At 45.2% G+C, this 21,178-nt stretch carries 4 protein-coding genes; 1 reads left to right on the top strand and 3 read right to left on the bottom strand.

Annotated features, from left to right (window positions below; all coding sequences use genetic code 11):
* Nucleotides 1-3 precede the first annotated feature (3 nt).
* Entirely contained in the window at nt 4-14,277 is a 14,274-nt protein-coding gene (locus ID165_RS04730) for a gliding motility-associated C-terminal domain-containing protein (protein WP_192349229.1), read from the bottom strand.
* A 651-nt stretch (nt 14,278-14,928) separates the two neighbouring features.
* Between ID165_RS04730 and ID165_RS04725 the strand changes: the two genes are divergently transcribed.
* Nucleotides 14,929-15,663 carry a LytTR family DNA-binding domain-containing protein gene (locus ID165_RS04725; protein WP_192349228.1) on the top strand — a complete coding sequence of 245 codons (735 nt, stop codon included), beginning with the start codon at nt 14,929-14,931 and terminating at the stop codon, nt 15,661-15,663.
* Nucleotides 15,664-16,436: 773 nt separating this feature from the next.
* Here the strand turns inward: ID165_RS04725 and ID165_RS04720 are convergent.
* On the bottom strand, nt 16,437-18,755 hold the full coding sequence (locus tag ID165_RS04720; RefSeq protein WP_192349227.1) for a T9SS type A sorting domain-containing protein: 2,319 nt from the start codon (nt 18,753-18,755) through the stop codon (nt 16,437-16,439).
* Between the two features lie 733 nt (nt 18,756-19,488).
* Nucleotides 19,489-21,177 (bottom strand): SusD/RagB family nutrient-binding outer membrane lipoprotein, encoded by a 1,689-nt coding sequence (locus ID165_RS04715; protein WP_225586988.1) that lies wholly within the window; start codon nt 21,175-21,177, stop codon nt 19,489-19,491.
* Between the last annotated feature and the right edge of the window lies 1 nt (nt 21,178).

The raw sequence follows: 21,178 nt of genomic DNA, 5'->3' as shown, positions 1-21,178 counted from the left end.
TGCTTACTTAATTATAGTTACGTAACCTGTCATAGTATGACTTACACCCTGATTATCTATCAGCTGGAATTGGTAGAAATAAGTACCACCGTTCAGGTTCTCACCATTCCAGTCATTTTGATAGTTTGTTGATCTGTAAACTTCCACACCCCAACGGTTCACCACTACCAGCTCATTTTGTGGGAAGAATTCCTGAAGGCCTCTAATCACCCACGTATCATTGATTCCATCGCCGTTCGGTGTAAAGACATTTGGTATTTCGAATACCAACTGCTCATGACTCGCAGTATCTGTATTGTCGGAAGGCTGCAGCTCTTCATCATCTGATACTGCGGAGGCCGTGTTGGAAACAGTTCCTTCAGAGACAGCTCTCACCCTTATAGTCATCGTCTCTACTGCCATTGGATCAATGGTGGCAATATTCCAGATCAGCGTTCTTGTCTCCAAACTGTAGGAAACTGAACCTGAGGAAACATCAGCACCAATATATTCCACCGCAGATGAAAGTATGTCTGTTACCACAACCTCATTGCTTGTGTTTTCCGAATTGTTGGTCAGTGTGATTTTGTACTCAAAAATCGAATTCACCTGAACCAGACTTGAGGACACTTCCTTGTCCAGTACCAGATCGACTTCATTGACCGGATCTTCAATGGTAACCGGATCTGTCTGATCGCTATCGTCAGGGAAATTATCCCCTTCCACAGTTACCATATTAGTTATAGAACCTTCTTCGGCCATTACCATCACTGTAAGTTCAAGTGAAATAGATTCATCTACACCCAAGCTCTCTATAGTCCAAGTAATAACTCCATCGCTTACTGTAGCTTCAGGATTAGTCTCAACCAACATGGTTCCCTGCGGCAAAGTATCTGTTACTACTATTCCCGTAGCGATGTTATCTCCCAGATTCTCAAGCAAGATTGTGTAAGTAATCATGTCACCGGGAACAACTGAACTAACATCTTGAGTTTTGGTGATGTTGATATCCGTAGGACTATCGATTACTTCCACTCCATCTCCCGGATCAGACTCTGTAGGATCCTCACCATCATCAGGAAGATCTACTACCGCAGTGTTATAAATAATATCACCTACTTCTACATCGTCAGTAACCTGCGCAAGAAGAGTTAGCTCAATATTTTGACCCGGTGCAAGTGAAGGGATAATCCATGACACCACTCCATTAGCAAGCAATCCTCCTTGGTCAGATTCCACATACATCAGTCCTACCGGAAGAGTATCTGTCACCAGTATATCTTCTTTTACAAGACTGGAAACATTGCTGACCTTAATCGTGTAAGTTATAACATCCCCAATTTTAGCTTCTGAGACATTTGATACTTTCTCAATAGTGAAGGATAAAGGATCAACTACCTCTACAACTTCAGGATCAGATTCTTTTGGAGTATCAGGATCATCAGGACTGGTCACCACTGCAACGTTGCTGATCATAGTACCGGCTGTGATATCCGCCGGTACACTTACTGTGAGCACCAGATCCATCGAAGTATTGGCCGGGATAGAAGGTATGGACCAAGTAACGGTTCCGTTATCAAATAAACCTCCATCACTTGCTGACACAAATGTCAACTGGCTAGCCAACACATCACTTACAACTATATCATCCATTGGTACAGAAGCTGTGTTGACAACACTAATAGTGTAGGTTATTTCACCTCCGGGGAATACCGTTGGGCTCGCTGCTGCCTTGGAAATCTGAAGTCCATCTCCTAGATCACATAACGTAAGTGCAACTGTCACGCTAACTCTTTCAACACTTTCACATGACGTCATTTGATCTGTCTGTGATGCATAATAAGTTGCTCCATCCACTAGTGGTGTAGCTGGATTAAGTGGCAGACCACCCACCTCAGACTCATACCAGCGAATATTGCTACCCGTCACATCAAGTGATCCGACAATAGGATTTTCAGTGTCTTCACAGAATGTTTGCGTAGGGTTTGTAACAACAGGAGCCGAAACCGAACGAACCGTTACTGTCAAGTGTGCTGCTTCCTCCGGCTTAGTTTCACAAACTTCATCTCCCGTTACGGTGACATAGTACCTAGTGGTAACAGTCGGACTGACATTCAGATCAATCACTTCCTCAGTAAGAGCCTCATCAGTATAGAACCTGAATACCGGGTTGGTAACAGAGTTGCTAGTTGCTGTAAGCAAAGTGCTTTCACCCTCGCAAATTACAACATTCATTACCTGTATATCAGAAGATAGCGCTTCCCTTCCTACGGTCACAACAAGCTGTGCAGCATCATCAGATGCATTCTCACATACATTGTCACCTGTTACGGTCACGTAGTAAGTTGTCGTCACCGCAGGGCTCACATTAAGATCCGTGATCTCGTTGCTCAGTGCAGCATCGCTGTAGAATCTGAACATCGGGTTGGTAACACCTGCTGCAGTGGCAGTCAGCATAAAGCTCTCGCCTTCGCAGATCGTGCCGCCCACCGCATCTATATCGGAAGCTGTTGCTGCAGGACTAACCGTTACAACCAGTTCTGCCCCGTCTCCGGATACATTCTCACATACTCCCTCACCTGTTACGGTCACGTAGTAAGTTGTCGTCACCGCAGGGCTTACATTGAGATCAGTGATCTCGTTGCTCAGCGCCGCATCGCTGTAGAACTTGAACATCGGGTTGGTTACCGTACTGCTCGTGGCAGTCAGCATAAAGCTGTCGCCTTCACAGATTGTGCCGCCCACCGCGTCTATATCGGATGCCGTTGCATTTGGAGCTACTGTCACTACCAGTTCGGCACCGTCATTTGCCGCGTTCTCACATACTCCCTCACCTGTTACGCTCACATAGTAAGTGGTCGTAACCATAGGGCTCACTTCAAGATCCGTGAGCTCATTGCTCAGCGCCGCATCGCTGTAGAACTTGAACATCGGGTTGGTTACCGTACTGCTCGTGGCAGTCAGCATAAAGCTGTCTCCTTCACAGATTGTGCCGCCCACCGCATCTATATCGGAAGCCGTTGCACTTGGCGCTACTGTCACTACCAGTTCTGCTCCGTCTCCGGAAACATTCTCACAAACTCCATCACCTGTTACGCTCACGTAGTAAGTTGTCGTCACCGCAGGGCTTACATTGAGATCAGTGATCTCATTGTTCAGTGCCGCATCGCTGTAGAACTTGAACTCTGGGTTCGTGATTCCCGCAGCTGTTGCAGTTAGCATAAAGCTCTCGCCTTCGCAGATCGTGCCGCTCACCGCGTCTATATCGGATGCCATTGCACTTGGTGCCACAGTCACAACCAGTTCTGCCCCGTCACCCGAAGCGTTCTCACAAACTCCATCACCTGTTACGGTCACGTAGTAAGTTGTCGTCACCGCTGGGCTTACATTGAGATCAGTGAGCTCGTTGCTCAGCGCCGCATCGCTGTAGAACTTGAACATCGGGTTGGTTACCGTACTGCTCGTGGCAGTCAGCATAAAGCTCTCGCCTTTGCAGATCGTGCCGCCCACCGCATCTATATCGGAAGCCGTTGCACTTGGTGCCACAGTCACAACCAGTTCTGCCCCGTCACCCGATGCGTTCTCACAAACCCCGTCACCTGTTACCGTCACGTAGTAAGTGGTCGTCACCGCAGGGCTTACATTGAGATCCGTGAGCTCGTTGCTCAGCGCCGCATCGCTGTAGAACTTGAACATCGGGTTGGTTACCGTACTGCTCGTGGCAGTCAGCATAAAGCTGTCGCCTTCGCAGATTGTGCCGCCCACCGCGTCTATATCGGATGCCGTTGCACTTGGTGCCACAGTCACTACCAGTTCTGCCCCGTCTCCGGATGCATTCTCACATACATTGTCACCTGTTACGGTCACGTAGTAAGTGGTCGTCACCGCAGGGCTTACATTAAGATCCGTGATCTCGTTGCTCAGTGCAGCATCGCTGTAGAACTTGAACATCGGGTTGGTTACCGTACTGCTCGTGGCAGTCAGCATAAAGCTCTCGCCTTCGCAGATTGTGCCGCCCACCGCGTCTATATCGGAAGCTGTTGCACTTGGAGCCACAGTCACTGTCAGTTCTGCACCGGTATTCGGTGCGTTCTCACAAACTCCATCACCTGTTACGCTCACGTAGTAAGTGGTCGTCACCGCAGGGCTTACATTAAGATCGGTGATCTCGTTGTTCAGTGCAGCATCGCTGTAGAACTTGAACATCGGGTTGGTTACCGTACTGCTCGTGGCAGTCAGCATAAAGCTCTCGCCTTCGCAGATCGTGCCGCCCACCGCATCTATATCGGAAGCCGTTGCACTTGGTGCCACAGTCACAACCAGTTCTGCCCCGTCACCCGAAGCGTTCTCACAAACCCCGTCACCTGTTACCGTCACGTAGTAAGTGGTCGTCACCGCAGGGCTTACATTAAGATCGGTGATCTCGTTGTTCAGTGCAGCATCGCTGTAGAACTTGAACATCGGGTTCGTTACCGTACTGCTCGTGGCAGTCAGCATAAAGCTGTCGCCTTCACAAATTGTGCCGCCCACCGCGTCTATATCGGAAGCCGTTGCACTTGGCGCTACTGTCACAACCAGTTCTGCCCCGTCACCCGAAGCGTTCTCACAAACCCCGCCACCTGTTACGCTCACGTAGTAAGTAGTCGTCACCGCAGGGCTTACATTGAGATCCGTGATCTCGTTGCTCAATGCCGCATCGCTGTAGAACTTGAACATCGGGTTCGTTACCGTACTGCTCGTGGCAGTCAGCATAAAGCTCTCGCCTTCGCAGATCGTGCCGCCCACCGCGTCTATATCGGAAGCCGTTGCTCTTGGGGTTACCGTCACCAAAACTTCCGCCGCTTCGCCTGCCGCATTCTCACAGACATTGTCTCCTTCCACTGTCACGTAATAAACCGTGGTAGAACCCGGGCTCACTGTCAGATCTGTGATCAAAGTGGTCAGCGCTTCGTCCGCATAGAATCTAAACTCAGGATTGGTCACCGTGCTGCTGCTGGCGGTAAGCGTGAAGCTATCGCCTTCGCAGATCGTTCCGCCGTCCGCCTGGATATCCGCCGCAGTTGCGCCAGGATTAACCGTCACGTCAACAGGAATTCTCACAGGATCCTCGCAGCCGTCTCTCAATACCGCTATATAATAAGTCACTATGCCTGGCACGTTGAGTGCCGGAGTCGTGTAGCTGTTGCCGCTCGCAAGTAGGGTGCCTCCCGTAGGCGCATCGTACCATCTCAGGCTCGTGCCCGCAGATGGGGTCGCCTCAAGATCTGCCATATCCCCCTGGCAAACCACGGCATCTTCCGTAATCGTAGTAGGGGCCGCAAACCGGATGTTGGCCTGATAAATGTCAAGGCTGGTCAATGCAGTCAGCAATCCTGTCAATCTTACTCTGACCCTGTCAAAGGATCCTGTGGCCAGGACTCCGGCCTGTTGTCTGGTTCCTCCGCCCAATACAGTCAGGTTGACCAGGGATTCGTTCAGATTGAACTGATCAACCTGCGAAGCACCGTTAAACAGCGTTATTTCTATTCTTGAAAGCAGGCCTACATCTGCAAGACCGCCAGGGATTCCCAGATCAACCTTCACCGAATCTCCTGCCGCTCCCATGGTTGGAAAAGAAAGAGTCTGGGAGATTGATGACACAATGCCCAATGGAACGGTCAGTCTTGAATAAGTACTTGGATTTCCGTCCACAGCAAGCTGAGGGGAAGTCACAGCGCACAGTACACACGGACCGTCTATACTTACCGTCTGCCCGTTGGATACCGTACAGTCCTCAACCGGACCGGCAGGGATAACTACCACGGTGATCATCGTACGGTCAGCACTCTCACAGCCCGTTACATCATCCCTTGATGCTGCAAAATAGATGTAAGTACCCTGGGCAAGCACAGGTGTCGTGTAAGTCGGCCCTGTCACAAGTTCCGCTCCTGATTCGCTGTACCACACTACGGTGGAACCTGCAGGAGCCGAAGCCGTCAACTGCGTAGCAAAGCCTTCGGTAATCGTCACCGAACTGCTGCCCACCGCAGGAGCTGAAGGAAGTGGACTCACAGTAACAGTGAGTTCGGCTGCATTGCCAGGCTCATTTGCACACACATCGTCACCGCTCACCGTTACATAATAGGTAGTCGTTGCCGTTGGACTAACCTCAAGATCCGTGATCTCCGTATCCAGATCAGCATCTGCATAGAATCTAAATACAGGATTCGTTATTGTGCTGCTGCTTGCAGTAAGCACAGTGCTCTCTCCCACACATATCTCAACATCCACAGTCGTGATATCGGCTGCCGTCGCAGGTGGCAATACCGTCACCGCAATACGCATACGGCTCGCGCTCTCGCAGCCCGTGCCGCCCATCACGCCTACAAAGTATTCCACGTCAGCATCCACAGATGCAAGAACAATCTGGTTGCCTGTAATCTGGATGCCGTCAGTCACTATATTTCCTCCTGTTGCAGCATCATAAACCGTGTAGGTCAGTCCGCCAGCGGCATTCGAGATCTCAAAGGTCACATCGCTGCCTGTTCCGCATACCCCGATCTCATCGGCTACAAACTCAGGCGCATCCAGGCTGTTGGTGATCGATACGCTGACAGATTTACCTGTTTCGTTCTCACAGAATCCATCCCCGGATACAGTCACAAAATATTCTGTCGTGGAACTGGCCGCCAGACCACTGATAGTCAGCGAACCGTCGGTTCCCAACGTATAAGTCACCCCGGATACCGTCCCTTCAGCTATCGGTGAAGCCTTGGCGGCATCGAGGTACCAGGTGAATATCGGGTTGGTAATGGTGGTGGTAGGTGCAAGAACCACGTCCTCACCTTCACACTGGGTCACCGTATTGTTGATGTTGATATCGGCATCATCCGCATTTTGATCCACCGTCACCGTGATCGTTGCCTCGTCTCCGGCAGCATTCACACATACACCGTCACTTGTTACGGTCACGTAGTAAGTAGTCGTTACTGTAGGACTTACGGTAAGATCCGTGATCTCGTTGTCCAGTGCTGCATCGCTGTAGAATCTGAACACAGGGTTCGCAATGCCCGCAGAGGTGGCCACAAGTATCGTGCTCTCGCCTTCGCAGATGCTCACATCTGTTGTAGCTATATCCGCAGCCGTTGCTCTTGGGATTACAGTCACCAGTACTTCCGCAGCTTGACCCGCAGCGTTCTCGCAGACGTTGTCACCGCTCACCGTCACGTAATAGATCGTGGTGGATCCCGGGTTTACAGTCAGGTCAAAAATCTCCACCGTCAGATCCTCGTCCTCAAAGAATCTGAATTCAGGGTTGCTCACCGTGCCGCTTGTCGCGCTCAGTTCAAAAGTATCCCCGGCACAGATGGTTCCGCCGTCCGCCTGGATGTCCGCCGCAGTCGCGCCCGGATTCACCGTCACATCAACAGGAATCCTTACCGGATCCTCGCAGCCGTCCCTCAATACCGCTATGTAATAAGTCACCGTGCCAGGCACATTGAGCGCAGGGGTCGTGTAACTGTTTCCTTCCATCAGCAGGATGCCTCCAGTAGGGGCATCGTACCATCTCAGGCTGGTGCCCGCAGCGGGGGTGGTCTCAAGTGTCGCCGCTGTTCCCTGGCATACCACCTCATCTTCAGTGATGGCTGTAGGGGCCGCGAAGTTGATACTGGCCTCATAGATGTCAAGGCTGGTCACCAAGGTCAACAATCCTGTCAATCTCACTCTCACCCTGTCAAATGATCCGGTCGCCGGTACTCCGGCCTGTTGCACGCTGCCTCCTCCCAATACGGTCAGGTTGACCAGATTCTCGTTCAGATTGAACTGCGCAACCTGAGAAGCGCCGTTAAACAGTGTTATTTCTATTCTTGAAAGCAAACCTACATCTGCCAGACCGCCAGGGATTCCCAGATCAACCTTCACCGAGTCTCCTGCTGCCCCCATGGTCGGGAAATAAAGGGTCTGGGAGATTGATGACACAATGCCCAATGGCACTGTCAACCTTCCAAATGTGTTCGGGTTACCGTCAACTGCCAGCTCTGGGGATGTAGCAGAGCAAGCCACACAAAGAAGACCGGACTCAACCGTCTGCGCATTCGCCACCGTACAGTCCGAATCATCAGTTAAGGGAACTACCGTTACCGTTACCGCCGTCGTTCCTATGGAAAGACAGCCAGTATCCATGTTTCTTGTACCCGCATAATAAGTATATACTCCCGCGGAAAGTACCCCCGTGTTATAGGAGTCTCCCGTTCCGACCTCGACCATGCCTTCATTGTACCATACGATCTCAACGTCAGCCGGCTGTGGATCTACCGTGGCCGTCAACACCGTACCGAAGCCTTCAGAAATGGTAACATCAGAACTGGTAGATGGTACTGCCGGAAGTTCGTTTACTGTAATGGAAGTAGTAGCCGCAGGAGTACTGAAGCAATATCCTTCAGCTGACACAGTCACATAGTAAATGGTAGTCGCAGTAGGCGATACCGTAATTTCCGAACCTTCTTCGAAGGATCCGGTCAAGTCCTCATTGGTGTACCATCTAAATATCGGATCAGCAATCGAAACACCCGTCAATGAAGCAGTAAGCACTGCACTTTCTCCTTCACAAATAGCATCTTGGTCTGCATCCAGCTCAATGTTGCCGGCATCAAGTACTGTACAATCCGTAAGCATGGTATGCTGCGCTGTTTCAGACGCACTGTCTCCTGCCTCATCCGTATAGAATGCCTCGGCATTGTTTATAATCGGATCCGAACCTGTCACAGCATCCACTTCAACAGTGAATGTAAATTCTTCTTCGGCACCGACTGCCAGTGATGAGATATCAAAAGTCAATGTACCTACCCCGGCAGTTCCACCACCATTATCCACTACTGTGGTATTTGCCGGAATCTGATCTACCACTGAGATATCAGTAAGTGCTTTGTTCCCGGTATTGGTAACTGTCAATGTATAGGTGATAATATCTCCAACTATGGCTTTTCCATCACTCTCTGCATTATTGCTCAATCCAATTTTGGCAAAATCAATTGCATGGACAGGAGTCACATCTACTACCGTTCCAGGCTCAGCGGATGTATCAGGTTCAGTTGGATTGGTATTATCCACAGGAGGATAAGATTCAATTCCTGTAGGCAAATCAGAGGAAGTAAGGATCGCAATATTTCTGATCTCATCTATTCCTGTCAGATCAGAGTCTACGGTAGCTGTAAAAGTACCTGCAGACAAAGTCTCTCCAGCAGCCACAGCGGCTACGGAGAAGGTTACCGTATTACCGGCCAAAGTTCCGCCTGAAACGTAGCTTACACCCAGTGGAAGCTCATCACTTATTGTGAGATCAGTCAGATCTTGATTTCCTGTATTTCTTACAAAAATAGTATAGACTAAAGTCTCTCCACCACTTACAGTAGTCAATGATGCATCTCCGTCAACTGTAACTGATTTCCATATCTCTGCTGAGAAAATAGGATCTACCGGAATATCAGTTCCCGTATCACCACTTTCGTCAGGATCTGTAGGGTTTTCATTATCCAATGGGGGGTAAGTCTCTGTTCCCGGATCTTCAGGAAGAGATTTAACTAAGGCTACATTGGAAATAAATTCTACATCTGTTAGGTTTCCGTCAACCAACACACTGAAGCTGACCGTCTCGGTGGCTCCCGGAGCGATGTCAAGGTTGTCAAAAGTAACTACACCGGCATCGAACACCCCTCCACTTCCATCTACATACGCAGTATGTGCAGGAATGGCATCCGTGATTAGGTAATCGGTCATCGGAACAGTTCCGGTATTTCTCACATGGATAGTGTACTGAACAGTCTCGCCACCTGATACCGAAGTCAACACAGGATCCCCATCGATGACGTAGCTTTTCCAGCTTTGGAAAGTAGGTGTTTCGCAATCCTGCAGGATATAAAACAATCTAATAGAAGGATTCACTGAAACACCTGCCAATGACCTATAGCGAATAGCTACTTCATCTACCGCTACACCAAATGAAACTCTGATTTCATTATCGGCACCGTTGTTAAATAGATCAAACAAATTGATATTTCCGGCAACTGCATTTTCCAATGTCTCATCATAGACTTCCTCTCCATCCAAGTACCCAACTACATCTATTCTACCAAAGACACCTACATCCAACACACCTGAACCAATGCCAAGTTTGATTTTGAATGATCCATCTGCAGGAATTGTCTGTCTGAACTGAACGTTTTGCTGGATAGAACCCACAACGCTTAGCGCTCCAAGACTTATTTCCGAATAATCATCATTGTTATTATCATCAAGGACTCTTTCAGGGTTTGTTACACCATAGTTCCCTATTGAACCAAGACCAACAGTCAATCCCGATCCGTCAAAAGAAGTGGTAAATCCTGTAGCACAGGCCTCTGCTCCAGTATCGTAGCACAAGCCATAGATGTTGATGCTATTATTTTGACCAAATAAGCCTCCTGCGGTATGGTCTTCAACTCTTATACTATTGTAATCAGCATTTGGAGTGATGGCTAAGTAATATCGGCCTTGCGCATCCTGAACAATTTTCACCTGATCATTAAGTCCATTGAAAGAATTGGAGCTACTAGCGGTGAAAAGTTCGTTGCCACCTGCATCAATTGCTTTGACATCAAAGTAGTGATTTCCAAGAACAACCGTATTTAGCAGGTCACTTAAAACTCCTCCTATACTACCGCCCAAGAGCGCATTTAACAAGCCATCTTCAGCGTCTATTCTCATGTAGGAAGTAGTCCCGGCCGGCACTATTACCCCATCACCGTAACCAAGATTAACATGACCTGAGAAAGCACCTATTCCAGTTCCAAGTGCCCCACCACTTGAATTGATGGTCGCAAAGCTGTTAAAGTTACCGTCAAAAAGATTTTGAAGATTATCAACATTCTGGACACTGATCAATTCCTCAGCACATACAGGGGCCAAATAAGGAGGTTCGGCAAAATCTGGATCCGGACAATCTTCAGATATTCTGCTGATACCGTATAGCCTGATCGGAGCACTGGTATTAATCGAAACTAGGGACTGAAGCCCAAAGCTAACCCGGTCATATACCACTCCCGGCTCAATAGTCAATTCTAGAATCTCTCCTAAATTAAGCAGACCGAGCAAATCAATATTATTGATCAGCGCGTTCTGTAGCGTTTCATTATACACTTCCTGATTTCCGTTGTAAAGAATCACACGGTAGGAACCGACCAGATCCAGATTCAATATACCCGGCTGGTCCAGTTGCACGCGGATACGAAGGGCATCAGAAGTCAGCGATTTGGTTTTGAAATAAATATTCTGATAGACAGAAGCTCCCACTCCTGCTACTCCTAGGTTGATGGTAGAATAGTTTGAAGAGTTTTCGTCTATTGCATTCTGTGGGTTAAATACTCCGCCTTGGGTGATATCCACAAGATCAAGAGCTATACCGGAGCCATCAAAATCAGTAAAAGTAGCCTGCTCGCAAAGGTCAAAATCTGTTTCTCTACACATGCTGTACACCTGCATGGTAGCCGTATTTCCTAATCCAAGCAATGCTGACAAGTAATGGTCAATCCTTACAGACTGGTAAGGCTGATCAGCAGTGAAAGCAATATAGAATCTACCGGCAGCATCCTGTACTACACGTACATCCTGGCCTGCAAAACCATTTTGACTACTGGCTTCGTAAAGGTCAGTTCCACCCGCTGTCTTTGGCGTGACAGTGAAATAATGGTCTCCCAATGCCACTGTCCCCAATAGATCTGCCAAATCAGATCCCAAGCTTCCGCCAAGCAAGGCATTTAGTTGATCATCTTCGAATTCTATACGTACATAGGAAGTTTCACCGGCAGCCACTGGATCTGCATATTTCAATTCTATATGGCTGTTGTATCCCGTCCCTGCTATAAGGCCTGTACTTGCATATAAAGTGGCATACGTATCGTTATGTCCGTCAATAACATTCAATGGGAAATTGGTATTTTCCCAGCTTACTACTTCCCCGGCACAATCGGAAACATTAAACGGAGGATCCGTTTCCGCTGGAGTATCCAATTCCGGATCAGGGCAAGCTGCACTGAAGCGCTCTATACTAAATACACTTACAGGATTATCATCAAAGACATTCACACTCACAAGTGATTCAATTCCAACCGCAACTCTATCAAAAGCAAGTCCGGTCCCAAATGGTAGATTCAATGTGCCACCGCTTTGAAGCAAGCCCAGTAAGTCCAGACCGGAGATCAATCCATCCCTGAGTTCTTGGGAGAAGACTTCCGTATCTCCATTAAATGCTTTGATCACTATACTGCCAAGCACTTCGGCAGTCAGCGTATTATCTGCTTCCATTGCCAGTTTCACCCGGAAGTGATCTGCTGGTGCTGAAAGCGAATGGAAATCCACAAATTGATAGATGCTGGATCCCAGTCCTGCTGCACCAATACTAATTTGGGATGCAGTGGCAGGGTTGCCGTCAATCGCAAATCCTGCATCTTTTACTCCTGCTTCTCCAAGTTCTAGAATATCGAGGCTAATGCCTTCAGACTCAGAATAAGTTAAAAATGCCTGTTCGCATTCCTCAAAACCTGTCGAACTACACACATGATAGACATTCATGCTACGAACTTCCCCTAATCCAAGTAATCCATTGAGTGATTCTGTAATACGGATACTGGTATAAGGACTTTCAGGAGTTATTGCTACATAGTAATGGTTGTTCTTATCCTGTACAATTTTAACAGGCTGGTTGAAAAAGCCATTGTTGCTGGAACTTTCAAATACCTGTGCCCCATTGTTTTTTACCTCAACAGTAAAATAATGACTACCAAAAAGAACATTATTAACCACTCCTCCTAACAATTCTCCGACTGTGCCATCAATTAACCCCAACAATACTTCCTCGTCAAAATCAATCCTCACATACGATGTGGTACCTGCACTTCTAGCATCAAATCCCAATTCCACAAAACCATCATAATCCCCTATCCCTAAAGCAGTTCCAGAGCTGGCGCTAAGAGTTGTGAAAGTATCGTTATTTCCATCCACTGTATTGAATGGGAAATTTGCATTTTCAAAGTCGATTAGAGTTGCATCACAATCCCTATTGCTGAGCATTGGATCGGTTGGATCCGGTGTCGGCAGAGGATCAGGATCAGGGCAATTTTCTCCATAGCGCTGAACGTCATACAACCTAATCGGTGAGTTGGATAATGCACTAAGCGAAATCAATGAATTGTATCCAACAGTAATTCTATCAAAGGAAACACCGGGACCAAATGGTATAGTGACCGCTTGCCCACTTTGTAGTAATCCCAACAGATCAAGTCCTGTTATTAACCCTCCATCCAACTTGTTGATATATACCAAATCGGCACCATTATAAGCTCTCACTTCAATTCCGCCAATTAGATCGGCAGTTAAAGCGCCCCCATTGGCCACAGACAATTTTACTTTAAAGTAATCCTGAGGAGCTGAAGGCGATTTAAAATAAATGGATTGGTACATGGAAGTCCCTATTCCCAATGTGCCTATGCTGATTTCGGAGTAAGAGTCCAGATCCGCATCGATTGCGTTTTCAGCATCACTGACACCAGAACCCGCTAAATCAAGAGAAATCCCCTCTCCGTCAAAAGAAGCAAACCTATACTCACCGCAAGGATCATCTCCATCCAGATAAAAAGCATTATACACATCCAAATTAAATTCTACTCCTGCTCCTAAGAGGGAGAAGATAGACGTATTGGTGATCCGAAGACGATCATACTCTGCATTAGGTCTGATCGCCAGATAATAATTCCCGCTGCCGTCCACCTTCAATCTTACCCGGTCCGTGTCAAACCCTTGGCTGCTGGTTCGTGACAATACCGAAGTCGCACCGTTTTTAGCTTCAATTCCGATCACCTGATGGCCACCAACCACCGTTCCTAGCACATTGATAAGCAACTCACCTAAACTACCTCCCAACAATGCGTCCAAAAGTCCTGCATCACCGTCCAACCTTACATAAGACCAAGTGTCAGCCGGAAGTGCGGAAGGAAACTTCAATTCAATCACACCATCGTAATCACCAATTGTAGCCGCTGTCCCAGGGCTTGCCAATAGTCGGGCAAAGTTTTCATCATCTGTTAAGGCGTTATTTGGGTTAACTACCGTGGGCTGACATGGTCCCAATATCCCTCCACAAAGAGTTGTTTTATTCCCGCTGGTGAAGGTAATCTCATTGGCAAGGATTTTCGTCTGCCCATAGGATTCCATTCCTATGCCGGCCACCAACAGTAATAGAAAAAGCCTTTTAAAAAACCGGCTTTTCGAAGTAAGTAAACTTTTCATCATCATATAATTATGAGGCAAAATTGATAATCACGAATACTGCTTTAAAAACCCAAAGACTAACAGAAAGGGAATTCATACCCAATCAATCTTAGAATTTAAAAAGACATAAAATAAAATACCTAAAACCCAGTAATACCCTTTTGATCATTACTGCAAAATGGACAATACACTCCTATGTCAGATTAAGTCAACAAATAAAAAGGCCCCTCCCCAACCCTCAAAAATCAAAGTTCAAAGCCCCTTTTATTCCTTCTTTAAAATGCCCGTTAGAGCTGCTTAAAAATGTCCCGAAAACAAAAATAACGCATTATGCCAGCATAAAATATGAATAGCATACGTCTGTAATTGAATAGCAAAGTGGTGTTATCGAATGAAGCTTAGGTGTTATCCAAAATAAACTAGAAACTCAATATTAAAAACAACAAAGCTGTTAAGATCTCTATTGAAAAATCCTAATTTCGAGGAATACAAGAAAAGGAGAGAAAAAAACTCATAGCCAAGTTCTGGGCAGCGTGAAAATTCCATACCAAATCAATTAGAGTACTTGCCAAAATCGATCTGTTAGAATAAAGAAAATTGTTTAATGTAAATAAAATTAAGTATTTGCTATCTTAGCGTGAGAAAATATCTGTGACCAAACACTCAAAAATGAAAACAAAAATACTACTGATTGAAGACAATCATAACCTGTCAGAAAATGTGGAAGAAGTACTGGAAATGCACGGATATGAATTAATCGCAATCTTAACTGAAGCAGAATCAGCAATGCAGGTAATTAAAGAAAGTAGACCGGATTTGATCCTTGTTGATATAAAGCTAAAAGGAGAAAAAGATGGGATTGAACTATCTGAAGATATCAGAAAATCCACCTCTATACCCATAGTATTTCTGACTTCTTCAGCTGGAAAAGATATAATAAACAAAGTAGAACATATTAATCCTGAGGGATTTATAACAAAACCATTTACAATGGAAGGGTTAATTACAAGTATAGAACTGGCTCTTTCAAATTCCAAAAACAACGCAAAAACCCAACTAAATAAAATAGGTAAACCGGCCCTCCTAAAGCCGATATTATATATTAGGGAAAGTGGCTGTTTGAGGAAAATCGTAATTGACGAAATAGATTGGATTAAAGCAGAAGGAACGTATACCCATCTCTATGTAGATGGTAAACAATACACCTTGAGAAACACCGTCAAGGAATTAATCAAAAACTTGCCTGAGGGGCAATTTGCCCGTGTACACAAATCTTACATTGTAAACTTAAACAATGTGGACGCAATCAACGCTACTGCATTAAAAATAAACGACAAAGAAATCCCTGTAGGTAAAAAATATTACCATGATTTCCTTAAAAATATCAATAAAACCTCAAACTAATACAGTTAATCTATTAGAAAAACACAACCCCAATTAATTTTTCAATGTTTCAATACCTATATTTCAATATGCTTTTTTTAATGGTAGAATTGATTGAAAAAGAGTCTGATCAGCCGTAATAATTCCCTTACTCCTAATTTATTAGCCTATCGGATTGGTTGACAGAAGTCTCCTCCCATCTAACCTTTGACATCCTCCATGTTAGCCTACCTGAATAGTTATATAAAATCAAATAATCATTCAAAACAAACTCTACAACACAACACTCAAGTTAATTTAAATTTTTAATTAATAGATTCAAAAAACATAAAATTATCCTGAAAGACAATTAAGAATAGTCTTAAAAAAGCATGGATATCGGCACTTTCTCCGGAATTTCAAATCCATAGCTGAAGAAGATGCAAAGCCTAAAAGAAAAATATCTATCAAGCCCTCCCAATCCTTTTATTTCATTCCTAAAAGAACACCTGCAAGAAGAACTGTCAAGAAACTGAAAATCAATAAAATTTATTTTATACCCAATTTAATTAATTTCATAACTAATAAAATGTACTTCAATTAAACATTTGCACTTATACACATGTATACAAACAACACTAATTACAAATTGAAATACGTATTTTATTATTTTAACAACAAAATAGACTCAAATAATCAAATTCGACTTTAAGACTTCATTTTCAGTATGCTTTCTTGAGGTGCTCAATTAAACTTCCATCTATCAGACTCAGTTTTTTGAGAAAACAGTAGTTGTCCTGAAGCAAACAACGCTTCTACTTTAACGAACCGTTTTGCTTAATGACCCTGAAGGACTTATTCCCATTAAGCGTTTTCAATCTGAGGACATAAACACCTGCCGGCAAATCCCCCAGATCCCGAAACTCAATTAGTTCACCTCTAGACAGACTATCCATAGTTTGCGACAGGATTGCAGTCCCCTGAGTGCTAAGTAAGGATACTGATAGACTACCTTGCAGTTCTATGGTAGATTTGACAGCAAAATTCTCAGTAAAGGGATTTGGAAATACTTCAACTGCAGGCATCTGCAGTTCATTGATTTCAGCCATTCTCACCTCGCTGTAAAAAGTGGAACTCCCCGACTCTTTAACAATACTAAGTCTATAGTAATTACGTCCCGATAAAGGATTATAATCCGTAAACTTCATACGGATTCGCTCCCTGCCGGGAACGATAGGCAAGCTGGCCAGTACTGCAAACTCAAGACTGGCCGAAGCCCGTTGGATTGTGACAGTCCCCTGCTGCTGTTCATTACTCAGCTCCCAATCCAAATCCACCTGTCCACTTTCTCTTGAACGGGCGTTGAACGTATAAACTACAGAAGGCAGGATGATAAAACTTTCCAGAGAAAATTGCTTTATTGTTTTACAGCCGGAAGATGTTTCATAGCCGAGAAATATTTCCTGCTCCAAGGCGGGCTCATTAGTATTGCTAATAGTCAGCTCTTCATTTTCCACAGTAAAGGTGGCACCCGCAATCTCCAACCCGTCTAAATCATCCCCTTCTTCATTACTATACCATTCAAATGATCCTGACGGAAGTAGAGAATTATCAGGAGTCAGGACAACATTCACTCCTACAGGATAAATAATCTTATTACCCAATTCCAAAACGCCCCCCTGAGAATCAATAATAATATCTTCTTCATAAGGGTGGGGGTTAACTGTTACGCTAAATATAGCCGGTAAACCTTCTCCACTACAGCTTTGGTATTCTGATCGAACATAAAAATCATAATCTCCCGGAGGAAGGTCTTGCAAGGCATATTGATCAGCTTGGCCAATGAAATCCTCGCCTTCATAGTCACTATACCAATTCAGCACTCTTCCTGACTCATTCAAAGGCACAATAACCTGTTCATCTCCCTGACAGATGGTATATAAACCGGTTTCATGTTCAGGCTCAAATTCGGGCGGTGATGGCACTACAGTAACAGCCCCAATCTGAAGTCCGCCCGCAAGCAATCCCGCATCCGCTAAAGAGGATACCCTAATCCCGATTTGGTCAATTTCCGCACTTTCGTGGTTGAGTGGAAACTGAAGAAAGCTATCGGTATCTAAAAGACCAAGCAAGTCAAGCTCCACTAATGAAGAAGCAGCCACACTTTCTACTTCTGCGCCGTTTGAGTACGCTACTAAATAAACGTTATTCAACAAACCCAAATCCACTAGTGATGCGGATGTGGCCAAACTAACCAAAATATCATTTCCCGGCTGAACCGGGGAAGTGAAATAAATAAACTGCTCAGTAGTCGCTGCCACTCCCAGTACACCTAATGAAATTTGCGAATAAGTGGCAGGATCATTGTCAATAGCATGAAAAGGGTTAAGAACGAGGTCATTGAGATTCAGTAAGTCCAAAGATACTCCAGCCCCATCATAACTGGTAAAAGTTGGCATAAGTCCACATGGATCGACACCAGAATAGTAAAAAGCATTGTAAACATCCAGTGTATATTCAGTTCCTAATCCAACTAAAGTAATTGATCTATTGATCAGTCTTACCCGATCATAACTTACTGAAGGTTTGATTGCTAAAAAATAATTCCCGGATCCATCTTGCACTAACTTAACCCCATCTGTATCAAACCCCTGAGTACTTGTCCTGGATTCCACAATAACATTGGAAGAATTTCTAGCCTGGATTTCTATTTCCTGATTACCTAATAAAACGGATCCAAGTACATCACCAAGCAATTCCCCCAAGCTCCCTCCCAGCAAAGCCTGTAGGAGGCTTTCATCAGCACCTATTCTTACATAGGACCAAGTTTCAGGCGGGACAGTGGACGGAAACTGAAGTTCCAATTCTCCATCATAAGAACCCAGTGTGGCAAGCAAACCCGGGCTTGCCAAAAGTCGGGCATATTCCCCGTCATCGATCAACGCATTGCCGGGATTTTCAACTGTGGGATTATAGCAAGGATTTAAACCTAATCCTCCACACCCCAACAAAGAAACCATCTTGTCAGCCGGACTAATAAAGGTGACCGCATCTGCCAGCATCCTTGTTGTCTGCCCCAAGACCTGACCAAAAGTATCTATAAACAATAATAGGCACAGCAAAAAGATTCTCACCGAAGAAGATTTGCCCTTGGCCTTACAAAAAAACATAAACAGGAATCCATCAAGATAACCAAGGCATGGTTTGGCTCCATATTTCCTCCCTCTGTTCAGCATAGTGGCCCGTTCTTTTGTTTCGATCAGGATTTATTGGATCATTTTGATCAAGTAAGCATAGGAATATTACACAATTGTAGCTATCCAATAAGACATTATTTCGAGGCTCTGTCACACACTCAAACATGCAATATATAAATCAAAATCATGTATTCAAAAACCATAATACTATATTTGTATTGACACAATCAAGCAGATTAAAATAATTGAATAACATAAAAAACAATTACCATAACATAATCATTGTTCTTAATTACATAATTGTCATTTTCAATAAGAACACAAGCTATATATCCAATCATCAGCTCTTCAACACTGGCAGGAAAGTTTGAACAGACCTCTGAAAAGAGCTATTAAAGGTCGAAGGTTAAGGGTTAGAACAGGTGTCTGATATTAGCTCCTGAGTATGCACCTGATTACAAATCATAATCGGCTTGCGGCTTATCTTCTTGGATCTAGAATCTTGCTGCTACTTGAAGGCTGTCAGGGTTGCTTTGAGAGATGGAGGTAAAGGTTAATAGGTTAAACATTCACCTGTAAGTTTATGATGAGAATTTAAATGGTAAAAAAAACCTCCATGCCTATCAATTGACATGGAGGTTAATGTGATCAAAAAAGAGAATTCAGAATTTTACCAGGGAATGGTAGTTCCCTGATACAACCAGGATCTGGACCATTGGCTGTCCTTTCCAAATCCACCGGAGTAATCTGTCAATTCCAATCTGTCCAATGCACCGGTAATGTTTTCCGCATTATTGTTGTACTCGTCATCACCATACTGGAACCTCAAAGCAACTCTTGGCTGCGGAGACTGGGGACCTGTTTCCAACCTAGGAAATCCGGTACGTCTGTAGTCTGCAAAAGCCTCTGCAGCCGCAGTCCAGCTTGCCACCCATTTTTGCTCCATCACCTGCTCCATGGTATTGTCAAAAGCGATTCCCTCTTCAGCTATAAAGCGCTCATAATCGTCAGCTTTGCCCCATACTATCAGTGACTTCTCTATACCGTTATAATAATGCTCCTCTGCGGATCCTGTGTTCCAACCTTTCAACGCAGCTTCAGCCAGAATAAAGCTCACTTCTGAGGAAGAGATCAACCTGGCCTTAAGGATATCCCCCGCAGCTCCTGCCGACTGGTAGATGTCCGCCAACTGTGAAACATGTTGATTTTGGGTACCTTGCCCCGGCGATGGGTTTCCATTATAGGATTCAGGAACCATCAGTGAGGGAGGTAATCCTACATATTCAGCATCATTATAGCTCACCATATCAGGATTATATCTTCTGGTAAAGTTCTCTCCTGCATAGTTGTTTACAAAATCATCAAATGGATAAGTAACTACTCCCAAAGGCTCTCCCTCCTTCCTGATAAAGCCTTCAGCAGCAACATCCAGAGATTCATCAGCCACCCACTGCACTCTCACGGGCGCAAACCAGACCGGAAGCCTGGGATCATTCGTCCCCATCAATTGGCTGATGAATGTCTGACAGGCCTGATATCTCTGGAAATCATCCGGATTCAAGGCAATATGGCGGGTGATCCAGATGTCACTGGCTCCGCCGGTGTAATCTAATACAGCATCTTGGGAGGTGCTTTGAATGTAATCCCCGGAAGCATAAATCGCTTCAATCCCTGCTTTAGCCACATCGGGCTTTTGGGAAGATATTCTCAGATAGTAGCGAAGCAAAAGGGAATTTGCAAATCTCTTCCAAGCAGCTGCATCTCCTCCAAAATACAGGTCATTGGCAGCAGTCACTCCGCCGGTATTCGCCGAATTAAACAGTGTGGCGGCAGTTTGAAGATCTGCAATGATTCCGTCATAGATTACCTCCTGACTGTCGAATTTCGGAAATTGAAACTCTGTGGCCAACTCGTTCCCTTTTAGAGCATCAGTATAAGGCGCATCGCCCCAAAGGTCTGTAATATTCCCAAAAACAAAAGACTTCATAGTCAAAGACACCGCTTGAAAAAAGTCATTTTCCATCTCCACAGCTCTATTATGCAGTAGATCATTATTTCTTAGTATAGCATACCATCCTGCCCAACTCTCACTTTCCCAGCTATAATTGTTATGAGGGCCATACCAGCCATTTTTCTGTGTATGCTGCACTGCTCCTGCCATATTGTTGACGCCCAAATCCGTATAGCTTTGTGCAGCTGATGCCAAAATTGTAGGCATCAATAAGTTGGGATTTACTTCCGCAGGGTCAATTCCGTACGGATTGATGTTCATATCATCAAGCTTATCATCACAGCCTGTGAATCCCACGCAGCAAATTAAAGCCATCAAAAATCCCCGATATAATTTTGTGATATTCATG

The sequence above is a fragment of the Algoriphagus sp. Y33 genome, from assembly GCF_014838715.1.
In the GTDB taxonomy this organism is placed as follows: domain Bacteria; phylum Bacteroidota; class Bacteroidia; order Cytophagales; family Cyclobacteriaceae; genus Algoriphagus.
The sequence above is the reverse complement of the archived record's forward strand: the minus strand, read 5'-3'. Positions and strand labels throughout refer to the sequence as shown.

Coding starts and splice junctions, on each gene's coding strand:
- ID165_RS04725 (WP_192349228.1), top strand. CDS start 14,929: ATGAAAACAAAAATACTACTGATTGAAGACAATCATAACCTGTCAGAA.
- ID165_RS04715 (WP_225586988.1), bottom strand. CDS start 21,177: ATGAATATCACAAAATTATATCGGGGATTTTTGATGGCTTTAATTTGC.
- ID165_RS04730 (WP_192349229.1), bottom strand. CDS start 14,277: ATGAAAAGTTTACTTACTTCGAAAAGCCGGTTTTTTAAAAGGCTTTTT.